Source organism: Streptomyces sp. NPDC050416 (assembly GCF_044458845.1).
Lineage (GTDB): Bacteria > Actinomycetota > Actinomycetes > Streptomycetales > Streptomycetaceae > Streptomyces.
Genome location: NZ_JBITII010000011.1, coordinates 41,426 through 54,579, shown reverse-complemented (window position 1 = coordinate 54,579; position 13,154 = coordinate 41,426). Strand labels below are relative to the sequence as shown.

16 protein-coding genes are annotated in these 13,154 nt (G+C 72.4%); 6 read left to right on the top strand and 10 right to left on the bottom strand.

The window, feature by feature from the left end:
• Positions 1 to 12: 12 nt before the first annotated feature.
• On the bottom strand, positions 13 to 1,197 hold the full coding sequence (locus tag ACIBL4_RS29885) for an FAD-dependent monooxygenase (protein WP_399414899.1): 1,185 nt from the start codon (positions 1,195 to 1,197) through the stop codon (positions 13 to 15).
• Positions 1,198 to 1,302: 105 nt separating this feature from the next.
• Between ACIBL4_RS29885 and ACIBL4_RS29880 the strand changes: the two genes are divergently transcribed.
• The 3 genes from ACIBL4_RS29880 (at position 1,303) to ACIBL4_RS29870 (ending at position 3,100) form a co-directional block, all read left to right on the top strand.
• The gene (locus tag ACIBL4_RS29880; protein WP_399414898.1) at positions 1,303 to 1,893 is read left to right on the top strand and encodes a TetR/AcrR family transcriptional regulator; all 591 of its coding nucleotides are present in this window, start codon (positions 1,303 to 1,305) and stop codon (positions 1,891 to 1,893) included.
• A 43-nt stretch (positions 1,894 to 1,936) separates the two neighbouring features.
• Entirely contained in the window at positions 1,937 to 2,449 is a 513-nt protein-coding gene (locus ACIBL4_RS29875; protein WP_399414897.1) for a DinB family protein, read from the top strand.
• 126 nt (positions 2,450 to 2,575) lie between these two features.
• Positions 2,576 to 3,100 (top strand): hypothetical protein, encoded by a 525-nt coding sequence (locus ACIBL4_RS29870; protein ID WP_399415146.1) that lies wholly within the window; start codon positions 2,576 to 2,578, stop codon positions 3,098 to 3,100.
• A gap of 653 nt (positions 3,101 to 3,753) precedes the next feature.
• Here the strand turns inward: ACIBL4_RS29870 and ACIBL4_RS29865 are convergent.
• The 5 genes from ACIBL4_RS29865 to fabG all read right to left on the bottom strand — a co-directional run bounded on the left by ACIBL4_RS29865 (position 3,754) and on the right by fabG (position 8,486).
• Positions 3,754 to 4,269 (bottom strand): hypothetical protein, encoded by a 516-nt coding sequence (locus tag ACIBL4_RS29865; protein ID WP_399414896.1) that lies wholly within the window; start codon positions 4,267 to 4,269, stop codon positions 3,754 to 3,756.
• Between the two features lie 97 nt (positions 4,270 to 4,366).
• On the bottom strand, positions 4,367 to 5,050 hold the full coding sequence (locus tag ACIBL4_RS29860; protein ID WP_399414895.1) for a uracil-DNA glycosylase: 684 nt from the start codon (positions 5,048 to 5,050) through the stop codon (positions 4,367 to 4,369).
• A 115-nt stretch (positions 5,051 to 5,165) separates the two neighbouring features.
• Positions 5,166 to 6,752, bottom strand: coding sequence for an ABC transporter substrate-binding protein (locus ACIBL4_RS29855; RefSeq protein WP_399414894.1), 1,587 nt, complete (start codon positions 6,750 to 6,752; stop codon positions 5,166 to 5,168).
• A 198-nt stretch (positions 6,753 to 6,950) separates the two neighbouring features.
• Entirely contained in the window at positions 6,951 to 7,703 is a 753-nt protein-coding gene (locus tag ACIBL4_RS29850) for an SDR family oxidoreductase (RefSeq protein WP_399414893.1), read from the bottom strand.
• A 21-nt stretch (positions 7,704 to 7,724) separates the two neighbouring features.
• Positions 7,725 to 8,486: a 3-oxoacyl-ACP reductase FabG gene (gene fabG, locus ACIBL4_RS29845; protein ID WP_059418653.1), complete on the bottom strand. Its 762-nt coding sequence runs from the start codon at positions 8,484 to 8,486 to the stop codon at positions 7,725 to 7,727.
• A gap of 231 nt (positions 8,487 to 8,717) precedes the next feature.
• Here fabG and ACIBL4_RS29840 point away from each other — a divergent pair, with 231 nt between their 5' ends.
• Entirely contained in the window at positions 8,718 to 9,152 is a 435-nt protein-coding gene (locus tag ACIBL4_RS29840) for an excalibur calcium-binding protein (RefSeq protein WP_399414892.1), read from the top strand.
• 17 nt (positions 9,153 to 9,169) lie between these two features.
• On the opposite strand, the gene ACIBL4_RS29835 is transcribed toward ACIBL4_RS29840, so the two are convergent.
• The gene (locus ACIBL4_RS29835; protein WP_399414891.1) at positions 9,170 to 9,583 is read right to left on the bottom strand and encodes a DUF3037 domain-containing protein; all 414 of its coding nucleotides are present in this window, start codon (positions 9,581 to 9,583) and stop codon (positions 9,170 to 9,172) included.
• Positions 9,580 to 10,335, bottom strand: a complete 756-nt coding sequence (locus ACIBL4_RS29830; RefSeq protein ID WP_399414890.1) for a HipA family kinase — start codon at positions 10,333 to 10,335, stop codon at positions 9,580 to 9,582. The genes ACIBL4_RS29835 and ACIBL4_RS29830 overlap by 4 nt, the downstream gene beginning before the upstream one ends.
• Positions 10,336 to 10,531: 196 nt before the next feature.
• Between ACIBL4_RS29830 and ACIBL4_RS29825 the strand changes: the two genes are divergently transcribed.
• Positions 10,532 to 10,987 (top strand): Rieske (2Fe-2S) protein, encoded by a 456-nt coding sequence (locus tag ACIBL4_RS29825; RefSeq protein ID WP_399414889.1) that lies wholly within the window; start codon positions 10,532 to 10,534, stop codon positions 10,985 to 10,987.
• On the opposite strand, the gene ACIBL4_RS29820 is transcribed toward ACIBL4_RS29825, so the two are convergent.
• Positions 10,974 to 11,624, bottom strand: a complete 651-nt coding sequence (locus ACIBL4_RS29820) for an isochorismatase family protein (RefSeq protein WP_399414888.1) — start codon at positions 11,622 to 11,624, stop codon at positions 10,974 to 10,976. The genes ACIBL4_RS29825 and ACIBL4_RS29820 overlap by 14 nt on opposite strands.
• A 140-nt stretch (positions 11,625 to 11,764) precedes the next feature.
• Between ACIBL4_RS29820 and ACIBL4_RS29815 the strand changes: the two genes are divergently transcribed.
• Positions 11,765 to 12,235 (top strand): pyridoxamine 5'-phosphate oxidase family protein, encoded by a 471-nt coding sequence (locus ACIBL4_RS29815; protein ID WP_243381392.1) that lies wholly within the window; start codon positions 11,765 to 11,767, stop codon positions 12,233 to 12,235.
• 15 nt (positions 12,236 to 12,250) lie between these two features.
• Here ACIBL4_RS29815 and ACIBL4_RS29810 read toward each other — a convergent pair whose 3' ends face one another.
• Positions 12,251 to 13,153, bottom strand: a complete 903-nt coding sequence (locus ACIBL4_RS29810) for a LysR family transcriptional regulator (protein WP_399414887.1) — start codon at positions 13,151 to 13,153, stop codon at positions 12,251 to 12,253.
• Position 13,154: the final 1 nt, after the last annotated feature.

Sequence of the window (13,154 nt, the reverse complement as noted above, 5' to 3'; positions counted from 1 at the left end):
GGGTGTTCTCCTCTAGCGGTTGCCTGCCGGGGCCTGCTCGGAAGCATACGACTGCTGAGGGGGCCGCCAGCCGGCGATGCCGTCGAAGCTCCGCAGGAACACAGCGAGTCCGGCCTTCGACAGCGCGGCCAGGGCCGTGTCGCGTACGACTGTCCCGAGGCGGCCGGTCATGAGGTTGACGCGCGCGACCCGCACGGCCTGGCGTGCGACGGCGGTCGTACGCGGCAGCCGGGCGGCGGTGTAGGCGGGGAGGTCGTCGCAGTGGTGCGCGAGTACGATCGCGTCCTCGATGGCCTGGTTGCCGCCCTGGCCGAGGGTCGGGGGCATGGCGTGCGCGGAGTCGCCGACCAGGGCCACCCTGCCGTGGTGGTAGGCGGGCAGGGGCTCGGCGATGTGGTGGACGTCGTGCCGCAGGACGTCCTCGGGGCGGGTGGCGGCGAGCACGGCGGGGATCGGGTCGTGCCAGTCGCCGAAGCGGCGCAGCAGCTCGGCCTTCTCGTCGTCGGGCGCGCGTCCTCCGGCGGGTGTCACGGCGGCGGCGTAGGCGTAGACGCGGCCGTCCTTCAGCGGGTGCGTGCCCCAGATGTGGCCCCTGCCCCAGGTCTCGTGCGAGGCGAACTCGACGCCGGGCACGGGGATCACGACCCGCCAGGTGGTGAATCCGGAGTAGACGGGCCCCGGGTGGCCGGGGAAGAGCGCGCCGCGTACGGCGGACCGGACGCCGTCGGCGCCCACCACCAGGTCCGCCTCCAGCTCGCCGCCCGCGGTGGTGACGCGGGCGGGCCGGCCGGTGTCGCCGCTGCGGGCGAGGGTCGCGGCGGCGTCCGTGCGGACCGCGTCCGGCGGGAGCAGTGCGGTCAGGCGCTCGACCAGGGTGGCGCGGTGCAGCAGCACGAGCGGGCCGCCGAAGCGCTCGGCGGCGGCGTCGGCGGAGGAGCGCGAGAGCCACCGGCCGGACGGTGTGCGCAGCCCGCCGTCCCCGGACCAGGCGGCGAGGTCACGGATCTCGTCGCCGAGGCCGATGACGTCCAGCGCGCGCAGGGAGTTGGGAGCGAGGGAGATGGCGGCGCCGACCGGCTCCAGTGAACGGGCGCGCTCCAGCACGGTGACCCGCCAGCCGAGCAGGTGCAGTGCGGCCGCCGCGGTCAGGCCTCCGATGCCGCCGCCGATCACGACAGCCCGCCTCGCCTGTGTCATGGCTCCTCCTCCAACCGGCGGCCGGATCCGCCCGGCCTGGTGACTACACCTGTAGTTCACTATCGAGCTTACTACGGTTGTAGTGAGACGGGTACCGTTAGCTCCATGTCCGTACGCACCGCCGGCCCCTCCCGCTCCGACCTCGTCGCCGACACCGCCCTCGCCCTGCTCGCCGAGCGCGGGATGCGGGGCCTCACGCACCGGGCGGTCGACGAGGCGGCCGGACTCCCCCAGGGCTCCACGTCGAACCTCGCGCGCACTCGGCAGGCCCTGCTGGAACTGGCGGTGCGGCGCCTGGCCGACCGCGAGGCGCGGGTACTGGCGCTGCACGAGATGCCGGATCCCCGGGCCGGGTCCGGCCCCCTGGCGGACGCGCTGGCCCTGGCCACCCACCGCGCGCTGGCCCGCAACCGCGAACTCACCCTCGCCCGCTACGAACTGGCCCTTGAGGCCACGCGCCGCCCGGAGCTGCGGGCGTACTTCGACGCGACGGGCGCCCGCTTCCGTGAGCAGCTGGCCGCCCTCGTCACCGGGATGGGCTCGACGGACCCGGCCCGGCACACGCTGTCCCTGATCTCCTGGGCGGACGGGCTGATGTTCAGTTGCGTGGCGGGGTCGTTCGGTGCCGAGGTGCCGAGCCTGGAGGAGGTGCGGACCGGGCTGCGGGAGCTGCTGGACGGGATGCTCGGGGCCTGAAAAAGCCGTGGTGCGGCAGGGGGCGTTGGGAAAGGATGCCGGCATGACGACCGAACGCCGTATGCCTGCCACGACCGCCGACGAACGCACCATGCTGGAGGGATGGCTGGAGTTCCACCGGCAGACCCTCGCGTGGAAGTGCGAGGGCCTGACCGACGAGCAGCTCAGGTCCCCCGCCGTGGAGCCCTCAGACCTGTCACTGCTGGGGCTGGTGCGGCACATGGCGGACGTGGAGCGGAGCTGGTTCCGCCGGGTGCTGACGAACGAGGACGTGGCGCCGCTCTATTGGAGCGACGAGGAACCGGACGGCGAGTTCCGCCTGACCGAGGCCGACACCTACGCGGAGGCCCACGCCGCCTGGCAGGCCGAGATCGAGACCGCCCGGAGCAACGCCGCCCGCTTCGGCCTGGACGACATCACCGAGGGCAAGCACCGGCGCAGCGGCGAGCGGTTCAACCTGCGGTGGCTCTACACCCACATGATCGAGGAGTACGCGCGGCACAACGGCCACGCCGACCTGATCCGTGAGCGCATCGACGGCTCGACCGGCGACTGACACCGGCCGGGACCGGCCGGCGACGTCACCCCGGACAGGCCGACTGCCTCCGTACGGGGAGCGAGATCACCCGTGCGGGGCATCCTCCGCCCGTCCGCTGCCCTGCCGCGGGCCGGACGCACCAGAGTGGCGCGGGTGCATCGAACGACGACCACAGCGACGCTCCTGGTGACCGTGGCTGTCTCGGCCCTCACCGGCTGTACGACGGTCCGGCATGCCCCGGTCCCCGGACCGCCGGCGGCCCCGTCCCGGCCGTCGGCGCCGCAGCCGGAGGGGCGGACGGAGACCCAGATCGTGCAGGCACCGGCCCGCGAGGCCCTGCAACTCATCGAGGAGTCCCGCCGTCCGGAGCCGTCCGCGTTCCCGTCGCGCCTGACCACGCCCCCGGCCGCCACGCCGCAGCAGCGGCGGCAGCCGCCCGGTCCCCGCGATGTCCGCCCACGCCCCGCCCGCCCGGAACGCCCCGACCCGGCCCCGCGCGGCCCACGGCGCCCGCACACCGGCCTGCCCGAGGTCCCGGAGTCGGTACGCCAGGACGTCCGGGAGAGCGTCCCGGACACCACGGACGTGTGCGCACTGGGCAGACGCTACGGAGGCTGGCGGGCGGACAGCCCGGAGGCGACCATCTGCCGCGACACGTACGGTCGTTGAACCACACGCCCGGGGCGGGCCTGGGATCGGCCCGCCGCAGTCGCCACCCACCGCCTCGGCCACGTCCAGCCGACACGGCGGCCCCCACACCATGGCCCGGCCCCGCGGGCCCTACTCCGCCGGCCGCGGCCTGCCCGGGAAACCCGCCCGACTCCGGACGCCGCGGCCCCCTGCCCCGAGCGGCCCCGGACCCGCTGCCGACGCCAGGCGGTGCCCCGAGCGGCCCAGGACTGGCTGCCGACGCCAGCCGTGCCCCAAGCGGCCCCGGAACCGCGACCGGCGCACGGCCACTGTCCGGGGTAGCCGCCGGGCCCTCTCCCGGCGCCGCGGCGGGCATAGCGCCGGCCTGCCGGCACAGCCGCCCCCACCCCCGGGCCCTACTCCCCCCCGCACGACCTGCCCGGGGAACCCGCCTGGCTCCCGGCGCCACGGCCGCAGCTCAGAGCGGTCCCGGAACCACAACCGGCGCCATGGCGGGCATGGCGCTGGGCGTCCGGGCCGGCAACCACCTCGCCCGGTCGATCACGTCCTGAGAGGCCCTCGCCCCTCCCGGAGCCACGGCCTATGCCCGGAAGGCCCGCTCCCGGCGCCACGGCCGATGTCGGAGGCCCCTCCTGGAGCCACGGCCTATGCCCGGAAGGCCTCTCCGGGCGCTACGGCCGCTGCCTCGGCGGGGTCCACATCCCCCCGCCGTCCTCGCCCAGCCGGGACTCCAGGCGGCTGATGGCCGCTCGGATGCCCTCGCCGTAGGGGTCGTCGGTGAGGGCCACGGCCGCTCCCCGGGCCCGGCGCAGGTGTGCGCGTGCGGCGTCGCGGTGGCCGAGTCTGTCGTAGTCGGCGGCCAGGTTGAGGTGCAGGGAGGGGTAGAACGCTCGGACCGCGAGGGCCCCCGCCCCCGAGGAGGCCCTGGCGTCGGTGAGCTCCTCCGCCGCCGTCAACGCGCGCAGGTCCCAGGCCAGTTCGTCGGCGGGATCGTCCTGCGTGTCGGCCAGGTAGTGGGCGAGGGTGCAGCGGTGCAGCGGGTCGCCGTGCTCCCCGATCTCCGCCCACAGGTCCAGGAACCGCTGCCGGGCCTCCTCCCGGTCCCCGGCGTGGTGCAGCATGACGACCTGCCCGATCCGCGTCGGCACGGCATCCGGCGCCGCATGTCCCTGTCGCTCCACGACCACGCCCTCCGCACCGCTCGCCCGCTGTCCCTCCCGACGCTAACCGCAGGCCGGGAGGATCCGGCTGAGGCCGCTCCGTACGTCGCCGGGGCGTCAGCCGTCAGCCCAGGTTCGGAATCGTCCAGTCGATCGGCTCGTGCCCCTGCGCCGCCACCGCCGCGTTGATCTGCGTGAACGGACGCGAGCCGAAGAACTTCTTCGCCGACAGCGGCGACGGATGCGCGCCCTTGACCACCACGTGGCGCGACTCGTCGATCAGCGGGAGCTTCTTCTGCGCGTAGTTCCCCCACAGCACGAACACTGCCGGGTCGGGCCGGCCGACGACCGCGCGGATGACCGCGTCGGTGAACCTCTCCCAGCCCCGGCCCTTGTGCGAGTTGGCCTCGCCGCCGCGGACCGTGAGCACCGCGTTGAGCAGCAGGACGCCCTGCTCGGCCCACGGCATCAGGTAGCCGTTGTCCGGGATCGGCGTGCCCAGCTCCTCGTGCATCTCCTTGTAGATGTTCCGCAGGGACGGCGGAATCCGCACACCGGGCCGGACCGAGAAGCACAGCCCGTGCCCTTGCCCCTCGCCGTGGTACGGGTCCTGACCGAGGACCAGGACCTTGACCCGCTCGTACGGCGTGGCGTCCAGCGCGGCGAAGACCTCCTCGCGCGGCGGATAGACGGGGCCCTTCGCCCGCTCCTCCTCGACGAACTCCGTCAGCTCCTTGAAGTAGGGCTGCTGCAGCTCGTCGCCCAGAACCCCGCGCCAGGACTCGGGCAGCATGGCGATGTCGGTCACGTCAACGTCCTCACGATGTGCGGTCACTTCCAGGCCACAGAACCTACCGGCGACCACTGACAACGCACCGGGAAAGCCCGCTGCCCGACCTACCCGCCAGGCGGTCTTGCCCCGCCTACCAGGCCGTCTTGCGGTGCAGCTCCCACATCATCATGATCGTCGACGGGTCCATGGCCCGCTCCGCGCCCGAGACGTCCCGGCTCGCCGCCACGTACTGCCTGCCCTGCCACAGCGGCAGCAGCCGCGCGTCGTCCACGAGGATCCGCTGGGCCTCCTCGAACTCCTTCTCCACGTTCGCGCGGTCGCTCTCGCGGCGCGAGCGGGGCAGCAGATCGCCGGTGATCTCGGGCGCCGGGTAGGGCGTGCCGAGGGCGTTCTGCTCGCCGACGAACGGCGCGATGAAGTTCTCCGCGTCCGGGAAGTCGGGGTACCAGCCACGCCCGAACACCGGGTACTCGCCCTTCTGGTAGCCCTCGACGTACGTCGACCAGGGGCGGCTCTCGAGCGTGATCCGGAACAGGCCGGAGGCCTCGAGCTGGCGCTCCAGTTCCTTGAACTCCGCGGCGGTCTCGGAGCCGTAGCGGTCGCTCGTGTACCAGAAGGTGAGCGGGACCCGCTGGTTGATGCCCGCCTCGGTGAGGATCTTGCGGGCCTTGCCGACGTCCGGGTCGCCGTAGTCGTCGAAGAAGCCCGTCGTGTGACCGGTGAGGCCCTTGGGGACCATGGAGTACAGCGGGTCGACGGTGTCCTTGTAGACCTTGTGGGCGATCGCCGCACGGTCGACGACCTGCGCGATGGCCTGGCGCACGGCCTTCTTGTTCGCCCAGGAGTTCTTCGGGTTGAACACCAGGTAGTTGATGTCGGTGCCGGTGCCCTCGACGAGCTGGATCTCCTCCTCGTTGGAGGTCTTGCTCTGGAGGTCGACGACATCGCCGGCGGCGAGACCGCGGTAGGTCACGTCGATCTGCTCGTCCCGCAGGGCCTTGACCATGGTGCCGGAGTCCTTGAAGTAGCGGATGGTCACCGCGTCGTTCCGGCGCTCGGCGTAGCCCTTGTAGCCGTCGTTGCGTACGAGGACGGCCTCCTTGCCCGCCTCGTACGAGTCGAGGACGTACGGCCCGGAGCCGACGACGTCGTCGCCCTTGCGCAGGGAGTTCTCCGGGTAGGCGGCCGGGGAGACGATCGACATGGCGGGGGTGGCGAGCACGAACGGGAAGGTGGCGTCGGGCTTGTTGAGGTGGAAGATCACCTCGCGCTCGTTCGGCGCCTGGACCCGTTCGAGACTGCCGAGCAGCCCGGCGGGGCCGCCGTTGACGTTGATCTTGCGGATCCGGTCGAACGAATACTTCACGGCCCGGGCGTCGAGCGCGTCGCCGTTGGAGAACTTCAGGCCCTCGCGCAGCTCGCAGCGGTACACCTGGTTCGAGGCGTCGCTGAAGCCGCAGCTCTCGGCGGCGTCCGGCTGGGGCTCGCTCGCGCCGGTCGGATAGCTCAGGAGCGTCTGGTAGACGTTGCGGAAGAGCTCCCAGGAGTTGTCCCAGGACGCGGCAGGGTCGAGCTTGCTGGGGGCACTGGTGGTGCCCACGACGATCGGCCCTTCGTCCTCCGGAGTGTCGGACGACAGCACGCCGCATCCGGCGACCAGGGACGATATGGACGCGATGGCCGCCACCCGCCGCAGGCATCGGTTCCGGTTGAACACGCGCACGCTCCTCGATCTGCCATACCAAGGGTCGGCAGACCATACCGCAGTGCCGCGCCCGCTGACCCGCCCCGGGACATGACTCCTTGATCGATAAACCTTTGACTACGTTGTCATCGCCGTTTGCCGTGCCTTTACGCCCGCACGGGCGCCCCCTGCGCGAGGGGGCGCCCGTGCCGAGCCGCGTACGCGCCTGCGTCAGCCGGTGCCGGCGTTGAGGAAGATGCCGCCGTCCACGACGAGCGTCTGGCCCGTGACCCAGTCGGACTGCTCGGAGGTGAGGAACGCCGCCGCGCCGCCGATGTCGGAGGGCACGCCGAGCCGGCCGAGCGGGTAGCCGGCCGCGGCCTCCTCCTCCCGGCCCTCGTACAGGGCCGTGGCGAACTTGGTCTTCACGACGGCCGGGGCGATCGCGTTGACCCGGACCTTGGGCGCGAACTCGTGCGCGAGCTGCACGGTCAAGTTGATCATCGCCGCCTTGCTGACGCCGTACGCGCCGATGAACGGCGAGGGCGAGAGGCCGGCGACGGAGGCGATGTTGACGATCGCGCCGCCGTTGTCCTTCTGCCAGGCGTGCCAGGTCCTCTGGGCGAAGCCCAGCGCCGAGACGACGTTGGTCTCGAAGACCTTGCGGGCGACGTTCAGGTCCAGATCGGCGATCGGGCCGAACACCGGGTTCGTGCCGGCGTTGTTGACCAGGTAGTCGACGCGGCCGAAGGCCTCCATCGTGCGCTCGACGGCGGCGGCCTGGTGGGCCTCGTCGTGCGCCTTGCCCACCGCGTAGACCACGCGGTCGGAGCCGAGCTTCTCGACGGCCTCCTTGAGGGCGTCCTCGGTGCGGCCGGTGATGCACACGCGGTCGCCGCGCGCGACGAAGGCCTCGGCGACGCCGTAGCCGATGCCGCGGCTGGCGCCCGTGACGAGCGCGACCTTGCCGGAGAGTTCAGTCATGTCCGTGAGCTCCTGTGATCCCTAGTCGAGCGGTCCGCCGGCCACGTACAGGACCTGGCCCGAGACGAACCCGGCCGCCTCGCCCGTGAAGAAGGCGATGGCGTTGGCGATGTCCTCCGGCTCACCGACGCGGGCCACCGGGATCTGGGTGGCGGCGGCGGCCTTGAAGTCCTCGAAGCCCATGCCGACGCGGTCGGCGGTGGCCTTGGTCATCTCGGTGGCGATGAAGCCGGGGGCGACGGCGTTGGCGGTGACGCCGAACTTGCCGAGCTCCTTGGCGAGGGTCTTGGTGAAGCCCTGGAGGCCGGCCTTGGCGGCCGAGTAGTTGACCTGCCCGCGGTTGCCCAGCGCCGAGGACGACGACAGGTTGACGATCCGGCCGAAGCCCGCGTCCACCATGTGCTTCTGGCAGGCCTTGGACATCAGGAAGGCGCCGCGCAGGTGCACGTTCATGACGGTGTCCCAGTCGGAGACGCTCATCTTGAACAGCAGGTTGTCGCGCAGCACGCCGGCGTTGTTGACCAGGATCGTCGGCGCGCCGAGCTCCTCGGCGATCCGCGCGACGGCCGCCTCGACCTGCGCCTCGTCCGAGACGTCACAGCCGACCGCGATGGCCTTGCCACCGGCGGCGGTGATCTTCTCGACGGTGTCCTTGCAGGCCGCCTCGTCGAGGTCGAGCACGGCGACCGCGCGGCCCTCGGCGGCCAGCCGTACGGCGGTGGCGGCGCCGATCCCGCGCGCGGCACCGGTGACGACGGCGACCCGCTGCTCAGTGGTGGACATGGCTGCTTCTCCTCAGGTGAGCGACCGCTTAGTACCTTCAGTGGGTGTGACGCTAGAAGCCCTGGCACCCGGTGTCAACGGGCACGCTCGCGGTGTGATCCATTACCCGGACCCACCCTGCCCGACGCCGCCCTCCGGAACACCCGATCGGCCTACGGCCGCGCGCCGCGGTGCCGCTGCGCGCCTAGCGTCGGAGCGCGAGTCACTCGGGGTCCGAAAGGGAGGCACTCCATGCGCCGTCGTACCGGTGCCATAGGCACGCTGTTGGCGATCGCCGCGATCGCGCCGTTGGCCGGCCCCGCGCACGCCCGGCAGGACCTGGACTGCCGCGACTTCTCCTTCCAGGAGGACGCGCAGGCCGTCTTCGACGCGGATCCGAGTGATCCCCACAGGCTCGACGAGGACCAGGGCCCGGACGACGGCATCGCGTGCGAGGCCTTGGCCCGCCGCGGCGTCATCTCCCCGACCACCTCCCCCAGTGTCTCCGTCAGTCCCTCGCCTCCCGTCACCGCCACCCCCACCGGTGCCCCGACGCGAGGCGTGCGAGGCGGGCTCGGGGGCGCGGTGGCTTCGGGGCCGGGCGACTGGGACGTCGCCGTCGGCCTGGCCTTCGCGGCGTCTGCCGCCGTCGCCGCCGGTTACGCGGTGAAGCGCCGCCGACGCTGACGGCCGCGGCGCGTAGGTCATCTCACCAGCACGTCCAGCAATCGGTCGGTCTCCGCCGCCGGGTCCGTGGTCAGGCCCGTGTGGACGGGGCCGGGCTGGACGATCGTGGAGCGCGGGGCGACGAGCCAGCGGAAGCGGCGGCCCGGGTCGTCGGAGGCCGCCTGGCCGGCCGCTCTCCCGCCCGCGCACACCCCCTCCACGGCTCTCAGGGCGGCTCGGACTCCGGCCACGTCGGCGCGGGGGTCGAGGGCCAGCAGGCGGGCCTCGTCGAGGTGGGTGCGGGCGCCGACGTAGGACTCGGCACGGCAGTAGACGAGCACCCCGGCGTTGATGCACTCGCCGCGCTCGACGCGCGGGACGACGCGCAGGACGGCGTACTCGTAGATCTGGCGGTCGCGCGGACCGCCCTTGATGATGTGGCGGTCGCTCACTTGGTCCCCTGGATGCGGTCGTGGATGACGGCGGCCCGTGCGAGCAGCGGTCGCGCGTAGGCCCGCCTCAGATCGTCCGGGGTGTCGAAGCCGGGCTCGCCCGTCAGCCAGGCGTCCGGGATCTGCGCGGTGACGTCGGCGAGCAGTTCCTCGGTGACCAGGGGCGCCAACTCGGCCGCGGCGGAGGCGACATCGGGGCTGAAGGGCGCCAGGGCATGGTCGGAGGCGTCGTACGGGCGGGCCGCGGAGGCCTGCGCGCCGGGCCAGTTGTGGTGCCAGATCATGGTCGCCCCGTGGTCGACGAGCCACAGCTCGCCCCGCCACATCAGCAGGTTGGGGTTGCGCCAGGACCGGTCGACGTTGTTGACCAGCGCGTCGAACCAGACGATCCGCCCGGCCTCCCCGGGACCGACCGGGAAGGCGAGCGGGTCGAAGCCGAGCGCGCCGGAGAGGAAGTCCATGCCGAGGTTGGTGCCGCCGCTGGACCTGAGCAGGCTCTGCACCTCCTGGTCGGGTTCGCCGAGCCCCAGCTCCGCGTCGAGCTCGACCGTGACCAGGCGCGGCACGCGCAGCCCCAGCCGACGGGCGAGTTCCCCGCAGACCACCTCGGCGACGAGCGTCTTGCGTCCCTGCCCCGCGCCGGTGAACTTCAGGACGTACGTCCCGAAGTCGTCGGCCTCGACGAGTCCCGGCAGCGAACCGCCCTCACGCAGGGGCGTGATGAAACGGGTCGCGATCACTTCCTTGAGCATCGCCCCAGGTTACTGACGCACACGGGCCTGCGGGCGCCGGCCTCGCGGGGGCGGCTCGGAACCCGACAGCGAACCGACAGCCCCGCTTTACCCACACCGCTCCGCGCACAGGTCAGGATTTCGGCACCGTCTGAACAGCCGGTCCCCAGGGGCCGTACCTCTCGGCAGATCACGAATCCCCGGAAGGAACGTCAGCATGACCAGCGAATCAGTTCAGCCGAAGTCGGGACCGAGCCGCCGCAGCGTCGTCGCGGCGGCGGGCGCGGCAGGGCTCACCGTGGCGCTGACGGCGTGCGGATCGGAGGACAAGGCGTCCGATCCGTCCACCGAACAGGGCGCCGGCGCGACGAACGAGGGAGCCGGTGGTGCGGCGCTCGCCAAGACCTCCGAGATCCCCGAGGGCAGCGGCAAGATCTTCAAGGACGAGAAGGTCGTGGTCTCCCAGCCGGCGGCGGGCGAGTACAAGGCCTTCTCGACGGTCTGCACCCACCGCGACTGCCCGATGGTGGACCTCAAGGACGACATCATCTCCTGTACCTGCCACGGCAGTCGATTCTCCGTGCTCGACGGGAGCGTGAAGAAGGGGCCTGCGGTCGAACCCCTGGCGGCCAAGCAGATCAGCGTGAACGGCGACTCCATCACCCTCGCTTGAGCCCCCGCGGGCGCTCCAGACAGGCCAGCACCTCATCCGTGGTCGCGACCGTGGCGACCAATGCGAGGGTGTGGCGGATCACCGCGCGGGTGTAGTCGGACGGCACTCCGGCGATGGCGTCCGCCGGGACGACGGCGGTGTAGCCGCGGTTCACGGCGTCGAACACGGCATTGGGAACGGCCACGTTGGCCGAGACCCCGGTGACGATCAGCGTGCGGCAGCCGAGGTTGCGCAGCAGCGGATCGGCATCGGTGCCCTGGAGGGGCGACAGCCCGTGCAGGCGCCGTACGACGAGGTCCTCGTCGGCGACCTCGATCGGGGCCGCGACCCGCACCGCCGGCGTGCCGGTCATCTGCTGGACGGGCAGGCGTTCGGCGGCCCGGAACAGAGGGGCGTTGCGGCCGGCCCCGCGGCCGTCGGGGCGGCGCTCGGCGATGGCGTGGACGACCTGGACGCCGCCTGCGCGGGCGGCGGCCACCAGCCGGGCGACGTTGGCGAGCACTCCGCCCTCGCGTGCCTGCTCGGCGAGTTCGGGCAGTGCGCTGTCCACTCCGACGACGCCCTCCTGGCACTCGACGGTGAGCAGCACGGTGGTCCGCGGGTCGAGGAGTTCGCTGAGCTCTGCGTACGCGGGCACGGTCCCTCCCGGGCGCCGGCGGCTGGGCGCGCGAGCGTAACCACCATTGCGCGCGGAGGGAAGAGAACTCATTCTTTTCTGACGTGATGTCAGAGGATCTCCTCTGACACGACGTGAGAGAAGAAGGAAAGAGGGGGAGCATGACCGTCACTCAGCAGCGCCGGGGCCGGAAGATCATGATGACGCCTGGCGAGCTGGACGATTTCCTCACCACGCAGCGCACCTGCCGGGTGGCCACGGTGTCGGCCGACGGCGCCCCGCATGTGAGCACGCTGTGGTTCGCCTGGGACGGCACCTCGATGTGGCTGTACTCGGTCGTGCGCAGCAAACGCTGGACCGACCTGCGGCGCGATCCGCGGGTGGCGATCGTGGTCGACACCGGCGAGGAGTACGACGAGCTGCGCGGCGTCGAGCTGTCGGGCACCGTCGAGTTCGTGGGCGAGATCCCGCGCACCGGCGAGCTGCGCGCCGAACTCGACGTCCCCGAGACGTTGTTCGCCAGGAAGAACTTCCGCCTGGAGGAGATGCCGCACGACGGCCGGCATGCCTGGATACGTCTGACGCCGCAGAAGATCGTCTCCTGGGACTTCCGCAAGCTTTCGGCGCAGTAGCGCCGCGGCCCGGGCTCAGCCGAGGCTCTCCCCTGCCGCCTGGAGGGCCTTGACCGCGGCCCGGATCGACGGGCGGCGGTCGGCGTCCGCGCGCCAGACCACGTACACATGCCGCCGGACCCGCTGTCTGACGGGGACGGTCACGACCCCGGCGGGCACGGGACGGCGGCCGAGCAGCGGGGCGACGCACACGCCGAGGCCGGCGGCGACCAGCGCGAGCTGGGTGTGGGTCTCGGCGGCGCGGTGGCCGACGAGCGGCTCGATGCCCTTCGAGCGGAGCGTGAACATCAGCCACTCGTGGCAGAACTCCCCCTCGCCCCAGGTGATCCACTCGTCGTCGGCGAACTCGGCGAGGTCCACCTCGTCCCGCCCGGCGAGCGGGTGGTCCGCGGGCAGGGCGACATCGGCGGGGTCGTCCATGATCGACGCCTTGACCAGGCCGTCGGGCAGCGCCATCGGCTTGTTGTACCAGTCGAGCACGACGGCGAGGTCGAGGTCGCCGCGCACCACCCCGGCGAGGGCGGCCTCCGGTTCCAGCTCGCAGGAGCGCAGCCGGAGCGCGGGATGCCGCTCCCGCAGCGCGGGCAGCGCGAGCGGGAACAGGCCGCGGGCGGCCGTCGGGAACGCCGAGAGTCTCAGCTCGCCGACGACCTGTCCGCGCTGCGCCTCCAGGTCGGACTGGGCGAGTTCGACCTGGGAGAGGATGCGAGCGGCGTGCTCGGCGAGCAGCCGGCCCGCGTCGGTCAGGCGCACGCCCCGGCCGTTCTTGGCGAGGAGCCGCTGGCCGACCTCCCGCTCCAGCTTGGACATCTGCTGGGAGACGGCGGAGGTCGTGATGTGCAGTCCCTCGGCCGCGCCGCTGACCGAGCCGTGCCGGGCGAGGGCGTCGAGGGTACGCAGGCGCTCCAGGTTCAACATG

Coding starts and splice junctions, on each gene's coding strand:
- ACIBL4_RS29880 (WP_399414898.1), top strand. CDS start 1,303: ATGTCCGTACGCACCGCCGGCCCCTCCCGCTCCGACCTCGTCGCCGAC.
- ACIBL4_RS29840 (WP_399414892.1), top strand. CDS start 8,718: ATGCGCCGTCGTACCGGTGCCATAGGCACGCTGTTGGCGATCGCCGCG.
- ACIBL4_RS29850 (WP_399414893.1), bottom strand. CDS start 7,703: ATGACTGAACTCTCCGGCAAGGTCGCGCTCGTCACGGGCGCCAGCCGC.
- ACIBL4_RS29815 (WP_243381392.1), top strand. CDS start 11,765: ATGACCGTCACTCAGCAGCGCCGGGGCCGGAAGATCATGATGACGCCT.
- fabG (WP_059418653.1), bottom strand. CDS start 8,486: ATGTCCACCACTGAGCAGCGGGTCGCCGTCGTCACCGGTGCCGCGCGC.
- ACIBL4_RS29885 (WP_399414899.1), bottom strand. CDS start 1,197: ATGACACAGGCGAGGCGGGCTGTCGTGATCGGCGGCGGCATCGGAGGC.
- ACIBL4_RS29825 (WP_399414889.1), top strand. CDS start 10,532: ATGACCAGCGAATCAGTTCAGCCGAAGTCGGGACCGAGCCGCCGCAGC.
- ACIBL4_RS29830 (WP_399414890.1), bottom strand. CDS start 10,335: ATGCTCAAGGAAGTGATCGCGACCCGTTTCATCACGCCCCTGCGTGAG.
- ACIBL4_RS29810 (WP_399414887.1), bottom strand. CDS start 13,153: ATGTTGAACCTGGAGCGCCTGCGTACCCTCGACGCCCTCGCCCGGCAC.
- ACIBL4_RS29875 (WP_399414897.1), top strand. CDS start 1,937: ATGACGACCGAACGCCGTATGCCTGCCACGACCGCCGACGAACGCACC.